This is a genomic window from Sphingomonas radicis (assembly GCF_051400635.1).
GTDB lineage: Bacteria > Pseudomonadota > Alphaproteobacteria > Sphingomonadales > Sphingomonadaceae > Sphingomonas.
The window spans coordinates 97056-113556 of the sequence record NZ_JBLFFG010000001.1; the positions used below are offsets into that span (position 1 = coordinate 97056).

Genomic DNA, 16501 nt, shown 5'->3' on the forward strand with positions numbered 1-16501 from the left:
TCCCGTTTCGGGCCATCGCGCATCATGCTATGCCATAAACATGGCTCAGGAAACGCATGTGCTGGAGCGTCCGCCGGAGGGCGCCGCACCCGATTGGACGATACCGCAGAACTGGAGCGCCTATACGCCCGAGGAGCATGCCACCTGGGATCTGCTCTTCGAGCGCCAGGCCAAGCTGCTCCCCGGCCGCGCGTCGCAGGCCTATCTCAAGGGGCTCGATGCACTGCGCCTCTCCGAATCGGGCATCCCCAATTTCGAGGAGCTGAGCGCGCGGCTGATGAAGCTCACCGGCTGGCAGGTGGTGGCGGTGCCGGGGCTGGTCCCCGACGACGTGTTCTTCGATCACATGGCCAATCGCCGCTTCGTCGCGGGCAACTTCATCCGCCGGCGCGACCAGCTCGACTATATCCAGGAGCCGGACGTCTTCCACGACGTGTTCGGTCATGTACCGATGCTGGCCGATCCGGTGTTCGCAGACTATCTCGAAGCCTATGGCCGCGGCGGAGTGCGCGCTATGGAGCTGGGCGCGTTGAAGCAGCTCGGCCGGCTCTACTGGTACACGGTCGAGTTCGGGCTGGTGCAGGAGCCGGAGGGGCTGCGCATCTATGGCGCGGGCATCGTCTCGAGTTCGGCCGAGAGCCGCTTCGCGCTCGAGAGCGACAGCCCGAACCGCATTGCCTTCGACATGAAGCGGGTGATGCGCACCGAATATCGGATCGACGATTTCCAGCAGAATTATTTCGTGATCCCCAGCTTCGACGAACTGCTGCGCGTGACGGTCGAGACCGATTTCGCGCCGCTCTACGCGGAGCTGCTCCAGCTGCCCGACGTGCCCGTGGCGGCGATCCTGCGGGACGACGAACTGATCACGCGCGGCACGCAGGAATATGCCAACAGCAAGGGCTAGTTCCCCTCCCTTGCAGGGAGGGAAGTGGATTTACCAGCTTCCGAACCCCGGCGCCTCGCCCCGCCCGCGGCTCGGCCGGCGGACGCGCGGGGCGCCGTAGCGATAGCGCTTGATCAGCGTCAGCGTCGGCCAGTGGCCGCGGTCGATGCGCGCCACCGGGCGCAGGCCTTCCCGGCGATAGGCACGCAGCACCGCCTCGGCCTGCCCCTCCAGCAGGCCGGCGAGGATCAGCGTCCCGCCCTCGGAGAGCGACGCACACACGCTCGGCGCCAGTTCGATCAGCGGGCCGGCAAGGATGTTGGCGATGATCAGGTCATAGGGCCCGCGCCCGGGCAGCAGCGGATGATCCATCCCCGCCGCCACCGCCAGCGTCAGCTCGCCGGCGCCGTCACCCAGCGGCACGCCGTTCACCTGCGCATTGGCAGCGGTCACTTCGATCGACTGGGGATCGATGTCCGACGCAGTCGCATAGGCGCGCGGCCACAGATGGAGCGCCGCGAAGGCGAGCAGCCCGGTGCCCGTTCCCAGATCGAGCAGGTTGCGCACCACTGCGCCGCCCTGCTTGTGCCGGTCGAGCGCTAGCAGGCAGCCCGAGGTGGTCTCGTGCGTGCCCGTGCCGAACGCCACGCTGGCATCGATCTGGAAGGCTTTCGCCCCGGCGGGCACCACGCCCTTGTTGGTGCTGGTATGGACGTAGAAGCGCCCGGCGTGCACCGGCTCGATCCCCGCCTGGCTCAGCGTCACCCAATCGGCGTCGCGGATGCGCTCGGCCGCGAGCTTGGCCCCCGCCGCGCTCGGCACCAGCTCCGCCACCGCCTGGAGCGCCGCGCTGTTGGGCTTCGAATCGAAATAGGCGTCGAGTTGCCAGCTCTCGGGATCGTCCTCGATCCGCTCACTCGTCATCAGCACGGGCGTGGGCTCGATCCCCAGCAGCCCCAGCGCATCGGCTTCGATCGCCTCCGCCTCGGCGCGCGTGCACGGCAAAGTCAGCTTCCAGCTCGCCATCTCAATCCCCCTTATCGGACATAGCTGGCTCCGTTGATGTCGAGCACCGCGCCGGTCATCGATGGCGGCGCTTCGAGTGCGCAGAAGCGGGCGAGGACGGCGACCTCCTCGGGATCGGCGACGCGGCCGAGCGGGATGTCCGCCAGCAGCTTCTCGCCGCCGCGGCTCGCCAGATAATCGTCGGCCATCCCGGTCATCGTGAAGCCGGGGCAGATCGCGAAGGCGAGAATGCCCTGCGCCGCATAGCCGCGCCCGATGCTCTTGGTCATGCCGACCATGCCTGCCTTGGATGCGGCATAATGCCAGTGCGCCGGGCTGTCGCCGCGATAGGCGGCGCGGCTCGCGACGTTGACGATGCGGCCCGGGCGCCCTTCCGCCTGCCAGTGCCGCACCGCGAGCCGGCAGAGCTCGGCGGATGCGGTGAGATTGACGCGCATCGTGCGCTCCCAAGCCTCGACCCAGTCGTCATGGTCGAGGTCGAGCGGCGCAGCTTCGAAGATGCCGGCATTGTTGATCAGCACGTCGATGCGGCCGTCGAGCGCAGCCAGCGCCTTCTCCCACAGTTGAGCGGGTGCGGCCGGATCGGTGAAATCGGCGGCGATGCCGCTGCGGGTAGCCTGGCCGACCAGCCGAACTCCCGGCCGGTCGAGCGCGCGCGCGATCGCCGCGCCGATCCCGCGGCTGCTGCCGGTGAGGAGGATGTGAGTCTGGCTCATTCCCGCTCCCTAAGGCAAGCCGCGCAGTTCGTCATCCCGGCGAAAGCCGGGATCTCAGGACGCCGGCGCACGGCTCGTGGAACGAGATCCCGGCTTTCGCCGGGATGACGTCTGGAACTCAGGCCGCCACCGAAGCCGAGAAATTGTCCGCCGCTTCGCGCAGCTGGTGGAGCCGGTCGTCGACCTCGGCAACATCGCGCTGGAGCGTGTCGATCTCGCTCGTCACCATCTTGGTATCCTCGCGGATCGCACCGATCGTGGCGGACATCGAATCGGCTGCAAGCGCCGTCTCGTCCACCGCCGCGGTGATGGCCGTCACCGTCTGCGCCTGGACCTCCATCGCGCTGCGGATGCGGTCGGCGCTTTCCTGCACTTCAGTCACCGTCGAGCGGATCGAGGCGTTGGTCTCCACCGTCGACTTGGTCGCCGACTGGATCGCCGCGATCTGCGCCGCGATGTCGTCGGTCGCCCGCGCGGTCTGATTGGCCAGGCTCTTCACTTCCTGCGCCACCACCGCGAAGCCGCGCCCGGCATCGCCTGCACGCGCCGCCTCGATCGTCGCGTTGAGCGCCAGCAAATTGGTCTGGCCGGCAATGTCGCGGATCAGGCTCAGGATCGATTCGATCGACTTGGCGTGGTCGCTGAGCATTTCGCTCATCCCCACTGCCGCACCTGCCTGGCTCGACGCGCGCGTCGCGATGTCGGCCGCGGCCTCCACCTCGGTGCGCGCTTCCTCGATCGCCCGGATCAGCCCCGCCGCGGTCTGCGCCGCCTCGCGCATCGCCACTGCCGATTGCTCCGCCGCCGCCGCGACTTCGCTCGCCTTGCCCAGCATCCCCCGCGCCGAGCTCGACGCACCCTGCGCCTGGACGCGGATGCGATTGCCCGCTTCGGTCGCGGTCTGGATCGACTGGGCGATGCTCGCCTGGAACTGCACCGATTGCTGCTGCCGCACCGCGCCTGCCTCGGCCAGGTCGCGCGCGCCGAGGTGCGTCGCCATCAGATCGGCCTCGATCATCGACAGCCGCTGCACCACGTCGGCGAGCCGCGCGAACCGCGCCGTGTCGCCCGCCAGCTTCTCGGCGAGCAGCCGGGTCGTCGCCGAATGCGCATGCGCCAGCGCCGCGAAGGTGGCGGTCAGCGGGATGTGGACGCGATCGGCATTGGCGGCGTGCTCGAACGCCATGCGCACCCATTCCTCGCCCAGCGGATCGGCGTATTTGGCGCGCGCATAGCGCTCGCTGCTGGCGAGCTGCTCGGCGAACTGGCGCGCGTCGGCGAGCAGCGATTTCAGCCGTTCGGTCGCCGGGAGCGTCAGATAATGATCCCAGAAGGCACGGGCTATCGCCTCGTGATGCCCCTCGATCAGCGCGGCGATCTCGGCACAGGCCGGGCCGATCTGCCCGTCCCAGTCATATTCGGCGATATGCTCGGCGAAGGAACGGGAGTTCCCCGTCCAGCGCCCCGGTTCGCGGTCGGATGCCATTTGCCCCTCTCCTATGCGGCCACTTTGGCAATGAAGTCGCCGGCGCTGCCCTTGAGCGCGCCGAGCTGACTGTCGAGTGCCGCAAAACCCTGGCCGACGCGGTCGATCTCGCTCGCCACCGTCTCGGTATCCTCGCGGATCGCACCGATCGTGGCGGACATCGAATCGGCTGCAAGCGCCGTCTCGTCCACCGCCGCGGTGATGGCCGTCACCGTCTGCGCCTGGACCTCCATCGCGCTGCGGATGCGGTCGGCGCTTTCCTGCACTTCAGTCACCGTCGAGCGGATCGAGGCGTTGGTCTCCACCGTCGACTTGGTCGCCGACTGGATCGCCGCGATCTGCGCCGCGATGTCGTCGGTCGCCCGCGCGGTCTGATTGGCCAGGCTCTTCACTTCCTGCGCCACCACCGCGAAGCCGCGCCCGGCATCGCCTGCACGCGCCGCCTCGATCGTCGCGTTGAGCGCCAGCAAATTGGTCTGGCCGGCAATGTCGCGGATCAGGCTCAGGATCGATTCGATCGACTTGGCGTGGTCGCTGAGCATTTCGCTCATCCCCACTGCCGCACCTGCCTGGCTCGACGCGCGCGTCGCGATGTCGGCCGCGGCCTCCACCTCGGTGCGCGCTTCCTCGATCGCCCGGATCAGCCCCGCCGCGGTCTGCGCCGCCTCGCGCATCGCCACTGCCGATTGCTCCGCCGCCGCCGCGACTTCGCTCGCCTTGCCCAGCATCCCCCGCGCCGAAGCCGAGGTGTGGACCGCCTGGACGCGTAGCTGGTCGCCCTCGCGCGATGCGCGCTCGATCGTCGCGCCGATCGAATCGTGGAAGTCGGCCGCGAGCCGGTCGCGCGCCGCCTGGGCGCTGTGCTCGCGGTACATGCCATATATCTCGACCGTGATATCGCCTTCGAGCGCCGACAGCCGCATGAGCGTGTCGATCAGTCCGGTAAGCCGCGGATCGTCGCGCTCGACACGGCTGGTCAGCACCTTCAGCGCCGCGCGGTCGCTGGCGCTGATCATCGACAGCAGCGCCATCGGCGGCACATCTGCCGCATAGGCCGCCGCGACCGAGCGCTCGACCGATTCGATCCAGGCGCGCCCCGAGGTGTCCATGAAGCGGTTGCGCAGGAATACGACCCCGACCTCGATCATCTTGCCGGTGTCTTCGGGCGCCCAATTGTGCTCGTTCGAGAAGCAGCGCTGCCACTGCTGCCAATAGGCTTCGGAAACCGCGCGCGCCTCGGGCTCGAGCACCGCCCACACCTCGCGGCTCGATCGAAGTAGCGTCCCGTCGAAATCGAATACCCGCAGCCGTGCGGCCACGTCGATCCGCGCGCTCATCGCGCCCGCAGCCGGCAGGTCCCTGGTCGAAGCCACAATCGTCACTAAGGAATCCCCCTTGTGCCGCCGCGCATCAGACGCGGCATTTCTCAACTTCCTATGCGCGCAACTGGTTAAGGGGGGGTTAGCCAGCGCAGACTCCGCGTTGTGCTTGCATCCCGCGGCGCGCTGACTAAGGAAGCGGCGTCGACCCGAAAGGAAGTTTCTTGGCCAACGTCCGCAACCCCGCGCGACCGCTGTCGCCGCATCTCTCGATCTGGAAATGGGGACCCGCCATGACGGTCTCGATCGTCCACCGCGCCACCGGCAGCGGCATGGCGACCGTCGGCACCATCCTGTTCGTCTGGTGGCTCTCGGCGCTGGCGTCCGGCCCCGCCGCCTATACAGCGTTCCTCGACCTGTTCACGCTCAAGTCCGGCGCGCTCAACATCGCCGGCTGGATCGTCGGTGTGGGCCTCACGCTCAGCTTCTTCCAGCACATGGCCTCGGGCGTGCGCCACCTGTTCCTGGATGCAGGCGCGAACTTCGAGCTCCGCGGCAACAAGCGCACCGCGCTCACGACCTTCCTTTTCTCGGTCGTCGCCACCGCGGCCTTCTGGGTCTATCTTCTGGAGAAGAGCAATGGGTGAAGGCACCAGCATCGGCCGCGTGCGCGGCCTCGGCTCGGCGCACGAAGGCGCGCATGGCTGGTGGCACCACAAGATCAGCGCGGGATCGAACCTGATCCTCGTCCTGTGGTTCCTGCTCTCGCTCGCGCTGCTGCCGGCCTATGACCATGCGACTCTGGTCGGCTGGATCGAGCAGCCGCTGGTCGCAGTGCCGCTGATCCTGCTCGTCGTCAGCGTCTTCTACCACTTCCATCACGGCCTGACGGTCGTGATCGAGGATTATCAGCACGACGAGACGCGCTTCGTGCTCGTGCTCCTCCTCAAATATTTCACGATCGCGGCCGCGACGTTCGCGATCTTCTCGATCCTCAAGATCGCCTTCACGGCCGGAGCCGCCGCCTGATGCCTGCCGCCTACAAGATCATCGACCACACTTACGACGCCGTCGTCGTCGGCGCCGGCGGATCGGGCCTGCGCGCAACGATGGGCTGCGCCGAGGCCGGCCTCAAGACCGCGTGCATCACCAAGGTGTTCCCGACGCGCTCGCACACCGTCGCCGCGCAGGGCGGCATCGCCGCGAGCCTGGGCAACAACAGCCCCGACCATTGGTCGTGGCACATGTTCGACACCGTCAAGGGATCGGACTGGCTCGGCGACCAGGACGCGATCGAGTATATGGTGCGTGAGGCACCGCAGGCGGTCTATGAGCTCGAGCACGCCGGCGTGCCGTTCAGCCGCAACGAGAACGGCACGATCTATCAGCGCCCGTTCGGCGGCCACATGCAGAACATGGGCGAAGGCCCGCCCGTGCAGCGCACCTGCGCCGCGGCCGACCGCACCGGTCACGCGATGCTCCACGCGCTCTACCAGCAGAGCCTGAAGTACGACGCCGACTTCTACGTCGAATATTTCGCCCTCGACCTGATCATGGAGAACGGCGCTTGCCGCGGGGTGATCGCGCTGTGCATGGAAGACGGCTCGATCCACCGCTTCCGCAGCCACGCCGTGGTGCTCGCCACCGGCGGCGGCGGCCGCGTCTACCAGTCCGCCACTTCGGCGCACACCTGCACCGGCGACGGCAACGGCATGGCACTCCGAGCCGGAATCGCACTGCAGGACATGGAATTCGTCCAGTTCCACCCGACCGGCATCTATGGCGCCGGCGTGCTGATCACCGAAGGTGCGCGCGGCGAAGGCGGCTATCTCACCAACTCCGAGGGCGAGCGCTTCATGGAGCGCTATGCCCCCTCGGCCAAGGACCTCGCCAGCCGCGACGTCGTCGCGCGCTCGATGGCGATGGAGATCCGCGAGGGACGCGGCGTGGGCAAGGAGAAGGATCACATCTTCCTTCACCTCAACCACATCGATCCCAAGATCCTGCACGAGCGGCTTCCGGGCATCACCGAGACCGGCAAGATCTTCGCGGGCGTCGACCTGACCCGCCAGCCGCTGCCGGTGGTCCCGACCGTGCACTACAACATGGGCGGTATCCCGACGAACTATCACGGCGAAGTCGTCCACATTAAGGACGGCAACCCGGACAGCGTCGTCCCCGGCCTATTCGCGGTCGGCGAGGCCGCCTGCGTTTCGGTCCACGGCGCCAACCGCCTCGGCTCCAATAGCCTCATCGACCTCGTCGTGTTCGGCCGCGCCACCGGCCTGCGCCTCAAGGAGCTGCTCAAGCCAGGCACGCCGCACAACGCGCTGCCCAAGGGATCGGAGGAGCAGGCGCTCACCCGGCTCGACCATTTCCGCAACGCCAAGGGCGAAAGGCCCACCGCGCAGATCCGCGCCGACATGCAGAAGACGATGCAGCGCCACTGCGCCGTGTTCCGCGACAGCGCGCTGCTCGCCGAGGGCGTCACGCACATGGACGCAGTCTATCAGGGCTTCCAGGACGTCGGCATCACCGATCGCTCGCTGATCTGGAACACCGATCTGGTCGAGACGCTCGAGCTCGACAATCTGATCGGCCAGGCCGTGGTGACGATCCAGTGCGCCGCCAACCGCAAGGAAAGCCGCGGCGCGCACATGCACGAGGACTTCCCCGAGCGCGACGACGCCAACTGGATGAAGCACACCGTCGCCACCTTCGATGGCTGGGGCGGCAAGGGCGGCGGCGTGGCGATCGACTACCGCCCGGTACACGACTATACGCTCACCGACGAGATCGAATACATCAAGCCGAAGAAGCGGGTGTATTGAATTGCCGGGGGGCTGCATATGGGGACACTGCGCTACGAGTATAAACCCAAGGCATGGGTAATGGCGCTGGCAGGCCTGTTTTTCGCCGGATGCGCAGCGACGCTCGGTAACACCGCTTCGGGCAACGATCGCGGGCTTATCCTAAACGGCGTCATCACGTTAAGCCCTGATAATGCGACTACCTTCTACTGGGTTCTAACCGGAATCTCGGGGCTGTTCGTGCTCGCCGCGCTGATCGGTCTTGTGCGTGCGTTCGGAGCAATGCAGGAGGTGGTGCTCGACGCGCACGCAATCACCGCACCAAAGAGCGCGTTCGGCAACGCACTCTCCATTGTGCCACTGTCGACCATCACCGATCTCCAAATCATGCAGATCAAATCGCAGCGACTTCTGATTATCCGTCACAATGCCGGCAAACTGACAATCAACCGCTCGATGCTGCCCAGTCACGACGATTTCGACACGTTGGTGACCGCCATCGACGAGCGCCGCCGGGCTCCCGAGAGTCGTTAATCGGCCGCTTCAAGTCGGTTCGCCGCCCGCTTGACTTCATTCCCATCGAAGAGACGGTGCACCATGCGTTTCGCACTCGCGCTCCTTGCCCTCGAGGCCTGCACCCCGGTGCCGCTACGGACACCGCCCGCGCCCCCACCGCCGCCTGCGCTCCGCCTCGACCCCTTCTATACCCGCTATCTCGACGCCGATGGTATCCCGATCGTCTCATCGCGCTGGGTCCAGCCCGACGCGCTGGTCCGCGCGCGCGACATCGTGAACGCGATGCTCGAGCATCGGCCCGACCTCCGCGCCCAGCTCGTCGTCGAGGGCACCCGCGTCGCAGTGATGGCCGAGGACGAGGGCACGCTCGACCTGCCCGAGCAGCGCCACTGGAAGAAGCCCGCGCGCGACGATCCCCGGCTCTCGCCCTGCGAGCGCAAACATTATGACGAACGCATCGGCCGTCTCAGCGACCGCGACTATTGGAACGCGCGCGCCCGCGGGATGGGAGGCACGCTCACCAGCGTCGGCGCGGAGAATCTGCTCGGCATCCCCGGCACGCGCTATTTCGGCCAGAACGTCCTCGTCCATGAATTCGCGCATGCGATCCTCCGCGCGGCAGCGAAGCGCGATCCGGAGCTGTTCGGAGAGGTCGAGCGCGCGTATCGCGACGCGCTCGCCGCCGGGCGCTGGCGCGGCGAATATGCCGCGGTCTCGGCGGAGGAGTACTGGGCGATCGGTACCCAGCTCTGGTTCGAGACCGGCGTGCTGGTCCGCGTAGACGGGCGCTCGATCCTCTCCGCCGCCGATCTCGCGGCTTATGATCCCGCGCTCTACGCCGCGCTCGCCAGGGTCCATGGCAACCGCCACCGCATCGAGGCCGACGCGTTCCACCGCCACCCCGCGCGCGTGCCGCCCGGCCCGCTCCCGGAAAGCACCGCCGAGGTGTGCTGAAGTCGCGCTTGACTTCGCTTCTGCAGCATTGAGACTGGCCCGCGAACAGCGGGGGGCAGTCGATGCGTTTTCCGTTCCATTGGTTCGTCCCGACCTGCGTCGCGCTCGCGCTCGCAGTGCCCGCCGCCGCCCAGTCGGACGCCGCTCCCCAGCACAGCAAGGACTGGCCCCGGCTCTTCGCCGAAGCCGACCCGCGCGCCGCCGAGACGCTCGCGCTCGGCCCTCAGCTCGAGCAGGGCCGCTCGGCCCGATGGCTGCTCGCCGATCGACAGCGGCTCGCCCGCGCGCTCGATGCGATCGCGCCGCAGCGGGCCAAGCTGGTCGATGCCTATGTCGTGTCGGTCGCGCTCGACAGCGATCCTGTCTTCGCCCGCGAAGCGCGCGAGGCGGGTAACATCCTCGCGCGCCGCTACGATGCCACAGGACGCACACTGGTCCTCGCCGGCAGCACCGGCCGGGGTGCACCGCCGCTTGCCAACGGCAGCCTCGAATCGCTCACGCTCGCGCTCGCCCGCGTCGCCGAGCGGATGGACCGTGAGCAGGATGTGCTCGTTCTCTACGCCACCAGCCACGGCGCGCAGGTGGGGCTCGCCTATCACGACGGCGATCAGGGCTATGGCCTGCTCTCGCCCGCGCGCCTCGCCGCGATCCTCGACGAGCTCGGCATCCGCAACCGGCTGCTGATCCTGTCGGCCTGCTATTCGGGGGTCTTCGTGCCGGTGCTCGCCGACGCGCGCACCGCATTGGTCACCGCCGCGGCGTCCGACCGCCCCTCGTTCGGCTGCCGCGCCGAGAACGACTGGACCTTCTTCGGCGACGCGCTGATCAATCACGCATTGCGCAAGCCCCAGCCGCTCGAAGCCGCAGCAAGCGAGGCGCGCGACCGGATCACCGGCTGGGAAACGGAAAACGGCCTCACCCCCTCCAACCCCCAGCTGGCGATCGGCGCCGAAGCCGCCACCTGGCTCGCCCCGCTCGAAGCGCGCATCCCCAAAGTGGCGACGGCCCCGGTGGGCGCGCCCGCTACCGACGCACTCAAGCGCTGATCGGGACGCGCGCCGATGCCGAGCGTCAGACGAAGATTCCGCCGCCAACGTCGATCGTTGCGCCGGTGATGTACGACGCATCGTCGCTCGCCAGGAACGATGCGACGCCGGCAATCTCTTCGGGGCGACCATAGCGCTTCAGCACGGTCAGCGCCCGGATCTGGTCGGCGAACTCGCCATCGTCGGGGTTCATGTCGGTGCCGACCGGCCCGGGCTGGATCGCATTCACCAGGATGCCGCGCGGGGCCAGGTCATGCGCCCAGGCCTTGGCGAACATCGACGCCGCGGCCTTGCTCGCGCCATAGACGCTGTTCCCGGCAAAGCCCGCCGTGAAGCCGCTCACCGAACTGACGAGGATCACGCGCGCGCCGTCGCTCAGATGCGGCAACGCGGCGACCGTTCCCGCCAGCACCCCTTCGACATTGACTCCGAAGACGCGACGATAGCTTTCGAGCGATTCGGGTCCTAACGGCGCGAGTTCGGCAACGCCGGCGTTGTGGACGAGGATGTCGATCCCGCCCAGCGCAGCCGCGGCCTGGTCCACCGCTGCTTTCACGGCCGCAGGGTCGGCCGCGTCGGCCTGGATCGCCTGGCCCTTCACGCCTTCCGCCTCGATCGCAGCGACGCTGGCCTTCGCTCCGTCGTGATTGCCGGCATAGGTAATGACGACATCGGCACCGTCTGCGGCCAGCCGCCGGGCGATCGCCGCGCCGATACCGCGCGATCCACCCGTCACCAGCGCACGCTTGCCTGCCAATTTCTTTGACATGTTCCGATTCTCCGGTCCCCAGCCGGTCGCTTCGCCGGCTGCCGGGACGAACGCAGATCTGGGAGGTCGCAAAGATAGTTCAAGATTTCCGAACTATGGAAATGGCGAACTATTCTTATATCGGTACCATGGATCGATTGGTGCACCCGGACCTGAAGGACGTGAGCCTGGCCGCGGCGCTGCACGCGCTGGCCGATCCCGCGCGCCTCGACATCGTGGCGCGCTTGGTCGAGTGCCCGTGCCTCAACGCCAGCACCGCCTGCGCGCAAGGCATCCCCAAGAGCACGATCTCCAACCATCTGAACGTGCTGCGTGCCGCGGGGCTTGTCGAAACCTCCGTGGAGGGGCGCGAGCGTATCAATAGCCTCCGCCGTGCCGATTTCGACGCGCGCTTTCCCGGTCTTCTCGATTCGGTGCTCGCCAACAAAGCCTGACGCTTGCGCATCGTACGGGGTTGCACTGCGTTTGCGAAAGGCATAGCCCGCGCAGCGAACACCGTGTCTCGAGGACTCTCAGGAATGGCCGAATTTCGCCTGCCCAAGAACAGCCGCATCACCAAGGGCAAGGAACACAAGGCGGATCCGGGCGCCACGCGCGTCAAGAAGTTCAAGATCTATCGCTACGATCCGGATTCGGGCGAGAACCCGCGCTACGATAGCTTCGAGATCGATCTCGACGAATGCGGTCCGATGGTCCTCGACGCGCTGATCAAGATCAAGTCCGAGCAGGATTCGACGCTCACCTTCCGCCGCTCATGCCGCGAGGGCATCTGCGGCTCCTGCTCGATGAACATGGACGGGCGCAACGGCCTCGCCTGCACCACGGCGATCGAGGACATCAAGGGCGACATCCGCATCACGCCGCTGCCGCACATGGACGTGATCAAGGACCTAGTCCCCGACTTCACGCACTTCTACGCGCAATATTCGTCGATCAAGCCTTGGCTCCAGACCGTCTCCACCACGCCCTCGGGCAAGGAACGGCTGCAGAGCCCCGAGCAGCGCGAGAAGCTCGATGGCCTCTACGAGTGCATTCTGTGCGCCTGCTGCTCGACGTCGTGCCCGAGCTACTGGTGGAACTCCGATCGCTTTCTCGGCCCGGCGATCCTGCTCCAAGCCTATCGCTGGCTCGCCGACAGCCGTGACGAGATGACTGGCGAGCGGCTCGACCAGCTCGAAGATCCGTTCCGCCTCTATCGCTGCCACACGATCATGAACTGCGCGAACGTGTGCCCCAAGGGTCTCAACCCCGCCAAGGCGATCGCCGAGATCAAGAAGATGGAAGCCGAGCGCACGCTTTGAGCGAGCCGGCCGAGGCGCATTTCCGTTACGAGGACGACCCCGAGCTTCCGGGCTGGAAACGCTGGGAGCTCAGGGACGCCGCGCACCGCTTCAACGGCTTCCTCGGCCCGATCCGCGTCCGTCCCGAGGGCGAGATCGTCCGGGTCCGCATGGGGCCGGAGGTGCGGCACTCGAACCTGCGCGAACAGGTCCATGGCGGCGCGCTGCTCGGCTTCATTGACGTGGTCCTGTTCGCCGCAGCGCGCGGCTTCGGCGTGCTGACCGCCGGGCCCGCCTCCACCGTCGATTTGTCGGTCCAGTTCATCGCCGGCGGCGCCCTGGGCGAACCGCTCGAGGCCAAGGTCGAGTTGCTGCGCGAGACCGGGCGGATGCTGTTCCTGCGCGGCCTGATCGTCCAGTCGCACGGCACGGTTGCCAGCTTCGCGGGCACGGTGCGGAAACCGGGCGCGAGATGACGCCCCTTTCCGTTCGCCCTGAGCCTGTCGAAGGGCGCCTCCCCTCGATCGCGTCGCCAGACAGGGTGCTTCGACAAGCTCAGCACAAACGGTGGGGGGGATGAGCAAGGTCCTCGCCAGTTACGAGGCGCTGGTCGCCGGGGGCGAGCTTCGTCCGGACGCAGAACAGCGCGCCGCCGCCGAACGGCTCGACCGCCTCGCCGCCGAACTCGAAGTGGTACCCAGGAAGGGCAGCATCCTCTGGCGCGCACTCGGCCGCGCTCCCGAGCCGCCGCGCGGCATCTATCTCTGGGGCGACGTCGGCCGCGGCAAGTCGATGCTGATGGACCTGCTGTTCGAATGCGTCGACATCCGCCGCAAGCGCCGCGTCCATTTCCACGAGTTCATGCTCGAAGTGCACGAGCGGCTGAACGTCGAGCGGCAGAAGGACACCGCCGATCCCGTGGTCGCCGTCGCCGAGGCGATGGTCGAGGATATTCGCCTGCTCGCCTTCGACGAGATGGTGGTCAACAACCCCGCCGATGCCATGATCCTCTCGCGGCTGTTCACCGAGATGATGGGCCACGGCCTCACCGTCGTCGCCACTTCGAACCGCCCGCCGAAAGACCTCTACAAGGACGGGCTCAACCGCCAGCTCTTCCTCCCCTTCATCGCCCTGATCGAGGAGCGGATGGACGTGGTCGCGCTCAACGGCCCGGTCGATTATCGGCTCGACCGGCTGGGAAGCATGGATACCTGGCTGGTGCCCAACGGGCCCGAGGCGACCGCAGCGCTTTCCGCCGCCTTCTTCCGCCTCACCGACTATCCCGTAGAGGACCGCACCAAGGTCCCCTCTTGCGACTTGCCCGTCAAGGGCGGGCGAGAAGTCCATGTCCCCAAATGCCTCAAAGGTGTGGCGGTCTTCTCGTTCAAGCGGCTGTGCGGCGAAGCCCGCGGCGCCTCCGACTATCTGGCGATCGCGCACCGTTTCCACACGGTGATCCTTGTCGGCATCCCGCGCCTCGGCCCCGATAATCGCAACGAGGCGGCGCGCTTCGTGACCCTGATCGACGCGCTCTACGAGAACCGCGTCAAGCTCCTCGCCGCCGCCGACGCGGTGCCGGACGAGCTCTACACCGCCGGCGACGGCGCCTTCGAGTTCCAGCGCACCGTGTCGCGCCTCCATGAAATGGCCTCCGACGAGTATCTGGCAGAGGGCCACGGCGAACGTTAGGCTGGAGCTGAAGAGGGAGAGACCATGATCCGGATATGTCGCGGGCTGGTGCTCGCATTGCTCGCGCTGCTCGTTTCGTCCCCCGCCGCCGCCCAGGCGGTGCTCACTGCCGCCGACCTGCGTGACCACCAGAGCCTCGACGGTGGCTGGCACTGGTCGGTCGACCCCTTCCGCGACGGCGTCTCCGGCTTCCACGGCGGACCGCCGAACCCGAGCACCCAGCGCTGGCAGGATACCGTCCAGGCCGAAGTCGCAGCCAAGGACCCGCGCGCGCTGTTCGAGTTCGACATGCAGCGTTCGCCGATGGTCCAGCTGCCCGGCTCGTGGATCGGCCATGCCCCGGAGATGCGCTATTATCAGGGCCTCGTCTGGTACCAGCGGACCTTCCTCACCCCTGCTCCCGATGCGGGCAAGCGCGTCTTCCTGCGCTTCGGTAGCGCCGACCATGCCGCCGAAGTCTATCTCAACGGCAAACACGTCGGCCGCCACACGGGCGGCTTCACACCCTTCGCCTTCGACGTGACCAAGCTGCTCCGCCCCGGTAGCAATCAGATCACCGTCGGTGTCGATTCGGCGCGCACCGACGCCGATGTGCCTCCGCCGGTCACGGACTGGGAGACCTATGGCGGGATCACCCGCTCGGTGACGCTCGTCACCGTTCCCGAGACCTTCGTCGACGACACCTGGATCCGCCTCGGCAAGGACGGCCGTATCTATGCCGATGTCCGGCTCGACGGCCTCAACGCCGCCGGCCGCGACGTGCGCGTGCGGATCGAGGGCGTCGGTCATATCGACGGCGTCACCGATGCCAAGGGTATCTGGCGGGGCAGCATGGCACCCACGCACGAGCTCGAACGCTGGTCGCCCGAGAGCCCGACACTCTACGATATTCGCGTCGAAGCGGGGAGCGACGTGTTGCGCGACCGGGTCGGCTTCCGCACCGTCGAAGTGCGGGGCACGCAGATCCTGCTCAACGGTCAGCCCGTCTTCCTGCGCGGCATCTCGATGCACGAGGAAGAGATCGGCAAGAATCCGGTCCGCAAGATCACCCCCGCCGCCGCCCGCGCGCTGCTCACCGAGGTCAAGTACGGCCTGAACGGCAATTTCGTCCGTCTGGCGCACTACCCCCACAGCGAAGTCACCACACGGCTCGCCGACGAACTGGGCCTGCTCGTGTGGAGCGAAGTGCCGGTCTATTGGCGTGTCGCCTGGGACAATCCCGCCACGCTTATGCAGGCGCGCCAGATGCTGCGCGAGAACATCGTCCGCGATCGGAACCGGGCGTCGATCATCCTGTGGAGCGTCGCCAACGAGACTCCCGTGTCGGACTCCCGCAACAGCTTTCTGCGCACGCTGATCGCAGACGTTCGCGCGCTCGACGACAGCCGCCTCGTCACCGCTGCGCTGCTCAGCAAGCGCAAGGGGAAGGTCAACACGATCGACGATCCGCTGGTGATCGACCTCGATGTCATGGCCGTGAACACCTATAGCGGCTGGTATTCGGACGATCCGCTCGCCAGCCTGCCCTCGCTCGAATGGCGCTCGCCGGTCGCCAAGCCGCTGATCTTCTCCGAGTTCGGCGCGGGCGCGCTGGCAGGCTATCGCGACGCCGTGGCCGACCCGCACAAGTTCAGCGAGGAATATCAGGCCGAATATTATCGCCGGACGCTGGCGATGGCTGCGAAGGTGCCTTTCCTCGCGGGAATGTCCCCTTGGGTCCTCAAGGACTTCCGCTCGCCGCGACGCCAGCACCCGGTGTTCCAGCAAGGGTGGAACCGCAAGGGGCTGATCTCCGAAACCGGAGCGCGCAAGCAGGCGTTCTTCGTTCTGGCAGAGGAATATCGCCGCCGCGCTGCGCCCGAAAGGTGAGGCGGCCGCGGCGCTGCATATCTTATTGCAGTTGCGAATTAGTTGCAAAGATAATGTGTGACTACAGCGATTCCCGGGTTGCGACCCTCCTATCATGGGTCTAAGCCGCCCCGGATTTCACGGCGCCACAGCTGC

17 protein-coding genes are annotated in these 16501 nt (G+C 67.2%); 12 read left to right on the plus strand and 5 right to left on the minus strand.

Translation table 11 applies throughout. The features are described 5' to 3' along the window. Nucleotides 1-40 precede the first annotated feature (40 nt). Nucleotides 41-907: a phenylalanine 4-monooxygenase gene (gene phhA, locus ACMGDH_RS00465; protein ID WP_436825957.1), complete on the plus strand. Its 867-nt coding sequence runs from the start codon at nt 41-43 to the stop codon at nt 905-907. A 30-nt stretch (nt 908-937) separates the two neighbouring features. On the opposite strand, the gene ACMGDH_RS00470 is transcribed toward phhA, so the two are convergent. The 4 genes from ACMGDH_RS00470 to ACMGDH_RS00485 all read right to left on the minus strand — a co-directional run bounded on the left by ACMGDH_RS00470 (nt 938) and on the right by ACMGDH_RS00485 (nt 5451). Next, entirely contained in the window at nt 938-1912 is a 975-nt protein-coding gene (locus ACMGDH_RS00470; RefSeq protein WP_436825958.1) for a 50S ribosomal protein L11 methyltransferase, read from the minus strand. 11 nt (nt 1913-1923) lie between these two features. Further along, nucleotides 1924-2628, minus strand: coding sequence for an SDR family NAD(P)-dependent oxidoreductase (locus tag ACMGDH_RS00475; protein WP_436825959.1), 705 nt, complete (start codon nt 2626-2628; stop codon nt 1924-1926). 118 nt (nt 2629-2746) lie between these two features. Beyond that, nucleotides 2747-4114, minus strand: a complete 1368-nt coding sequence (locus ACMGDH_RS00480) for a methyl-accepting chemotaxis protein (RefSeq protein WP_436825960.1) — start codon at nt 4112-4114, stop codon at nt 2747-2749. A gap of 11 nt (nt 4115-4125) precedes the next feature. Next, nucleotides 4126-5451: a methyl-accepting chemotaxis protein gene (locus tag ACMGDH_RS00485; protein WP_436827192.1), complete on the minus strand. Its 1326-nt coding sequence runs from the start codon at nt 5449-5451 to the stop codon at nt 4126-4128. Between the two features lie 206 nt (nt 5452-5657). Here ACMGDH_RS00485 and sdhC point away from each other — a divergent pair, with 206 nt between their 5' ends. The 6 genes from sdhC to ACMGDH_RS00515 all read left to right on the plus strand — a co-directional run bounded on the left by sdhC (nt 5658) and on the right by ACMGDH_RS00515 (nt 10759). After that, on the plus strand, nt 5658-6080 hold the full coding sequence (gene sdhC / locus ACMGDH_RS00490; protein WP_436825961.1) for a succinate dehydrogenase, cytochrome b556 subunit: 423 nt from the start codon (nt 5658-5660) through the stop codon (nt 6078-6080). Further along, nucleotides 6073-6462: a succinate dehydrogenase, hydrophobic membrane anchor protein gene (sdhD, locus tag ACMGDH_RS00495; RefSeq protein ID WP_436825962.1), complete on the plus strand. Its 390-nt coding sequence runs from the start codon at nt 6073-6075 to the stop codon at nt 6460-6462. The genes sdhC and sdhD overlap by 8 nt, the downstream gene beginning before the upstream one ends. Beyond that, nucleotides 6462-8264 (plus strand): succinate dehydrogenase flavoprotein subunit, encoded by a 1803-nt coding sequence (sdhA, locus tag ACMGDH_RS00500; RefSeq protein ID WP_436825963.1) that lies wholly within the window; start codon nt 6462-6464, stop codon nt 8262-8264. Before sdhD ends, sdhA begins: the two co-directional genes overlap by 1 nt. A 60-nt stretch (nt 8265-8324) precedes the next feature. Further along, the gene (locus ACMGDH_RS00505; protein ID WP_436825964.1) at nt 8325-8777 is read left to right on the plus strand and encodes a hypothetical protein; all 453 of its coding nucleotides are present in this window, start codon (nt 8325-8327) and stop codon (nt 8775-8777) included. 63 nt (nt 8778-8840) lie between these two features. Continuing rightward, nucleotides 8841-9713: a M90 metallopeptidase family protein gene (locus tag ACMGDH_RS00510; RefSeq protein WP_436825965.1), complete on the plus strand. Its 873-nt coding sequence runs from the start codon at nt 8841-8843 to the stop codon at nt 9711-9713. A 62-nt stretch (nt 9714-9775) separates the two neighbouring features. Then, the gene (locus tag ACMGDH_RS00515; protein ID WP_436825966.1) at nt 9776-10759 is read left to right on the plus strand and encodes a C13 family peptidase; all 984 of its coding nucleotides are present in this window, start codon (nt 9776-9778) and stop codon (nt 10757-10759) included. Nucleotides 10760-10784: 25 nt separating this feature from the next. Here the strand turns inward: ACMGDH_RS00515 and ACMGDH_RS00520 are convergent, their stop codons facing one another. Beyond that, nucleotides 10785-11528 carry an SDR family NAD(P)-dependent oxidoreductase gene (locus tag ACMGDH_RS00520; RefSeq protein ID WP_436825967.1) on the minus strand — a complete coding sequence of 248 codons (744 nt, stop codon included), beginning with the start codon at nt 11526-11528 and terminating at the stop codon, nt 10785-10787. Nucleotides 11529-11629: 101 nt separating this feature from the next. Between ACMGDH_RS00520 and ACMGDH_RS00525 the strand changes: the two genes are divergently transcribed. The 5 genes from ACMGDH_RS00525 (at nt 11630) to ACMGDH_RS00545 (ending at nt 16366) form a co-directional block, all read left to right on the plus strand. After that, complete coding sequence (locus ACMGDH_RS00525) at nt 11630-11962, plus strand: ArsR/SmtB family transcription factor (protein ID WP_436825968.1); 333 nt, start codon at nt 11630-11632, stop codon at nt 11960-11962. A gap of 84 nt (nt 11963-12046) precedes the next feature. After that, nucleotides 12047-12829: a succinate dehydrogenase iron-sulfur subunit gene (locus ACMGDH_RS00530; RefSeq protein ID WP_436825969.1), complete on the plus strand. Its 783-nt coding sequence runs from the start codon at nt 12047-12049 to the stop codon at nt 12827-12829. Next, complete coding sequence (locus ACMGDH_RS00535) at nt 12826-13284, plus strand: PaaI family thioesterase (protein WP_436825970.1); 459 nt, start codon at nt 12826-12828, stop codon at nt 13282-13284. Before ACMGDH_RS00530 ends, ACMGDH_RS00535 begins: the two co-directional genes overlap by 4 nt. Before the next feature lie 100 nt (nt 13285-13384). After that, the gene (gene zapE / locus ACMGDH_RS00540; RefSeq protein WP_436825971.1) at nt 13385-14497 is read left to right on the plus strand and encodes a cell division protein ZapE; all 1113 of its coding nucleotides are present in this window, start codon (nt 13385-13387) and stop codon (nt 14495-14497) included. A 24-nt stretch (nt 14498-14521) separates the two neighbouring features. Then, nucleotides 14522-16366 carry a glycoside hydrolase family 2 protein gene (locus ACMGDH_RS00545; RefSeq protein WP_436825972.1) on the plus strand — a complete coding sequence of 615 codons (1845 nt, stop codon included), beginning with the start codon at nt 14522-14524 and terminating at the stop codon, nt 16364-16366. Nucleotides 16367-16501: the final 135 nt, after the last annotated feature.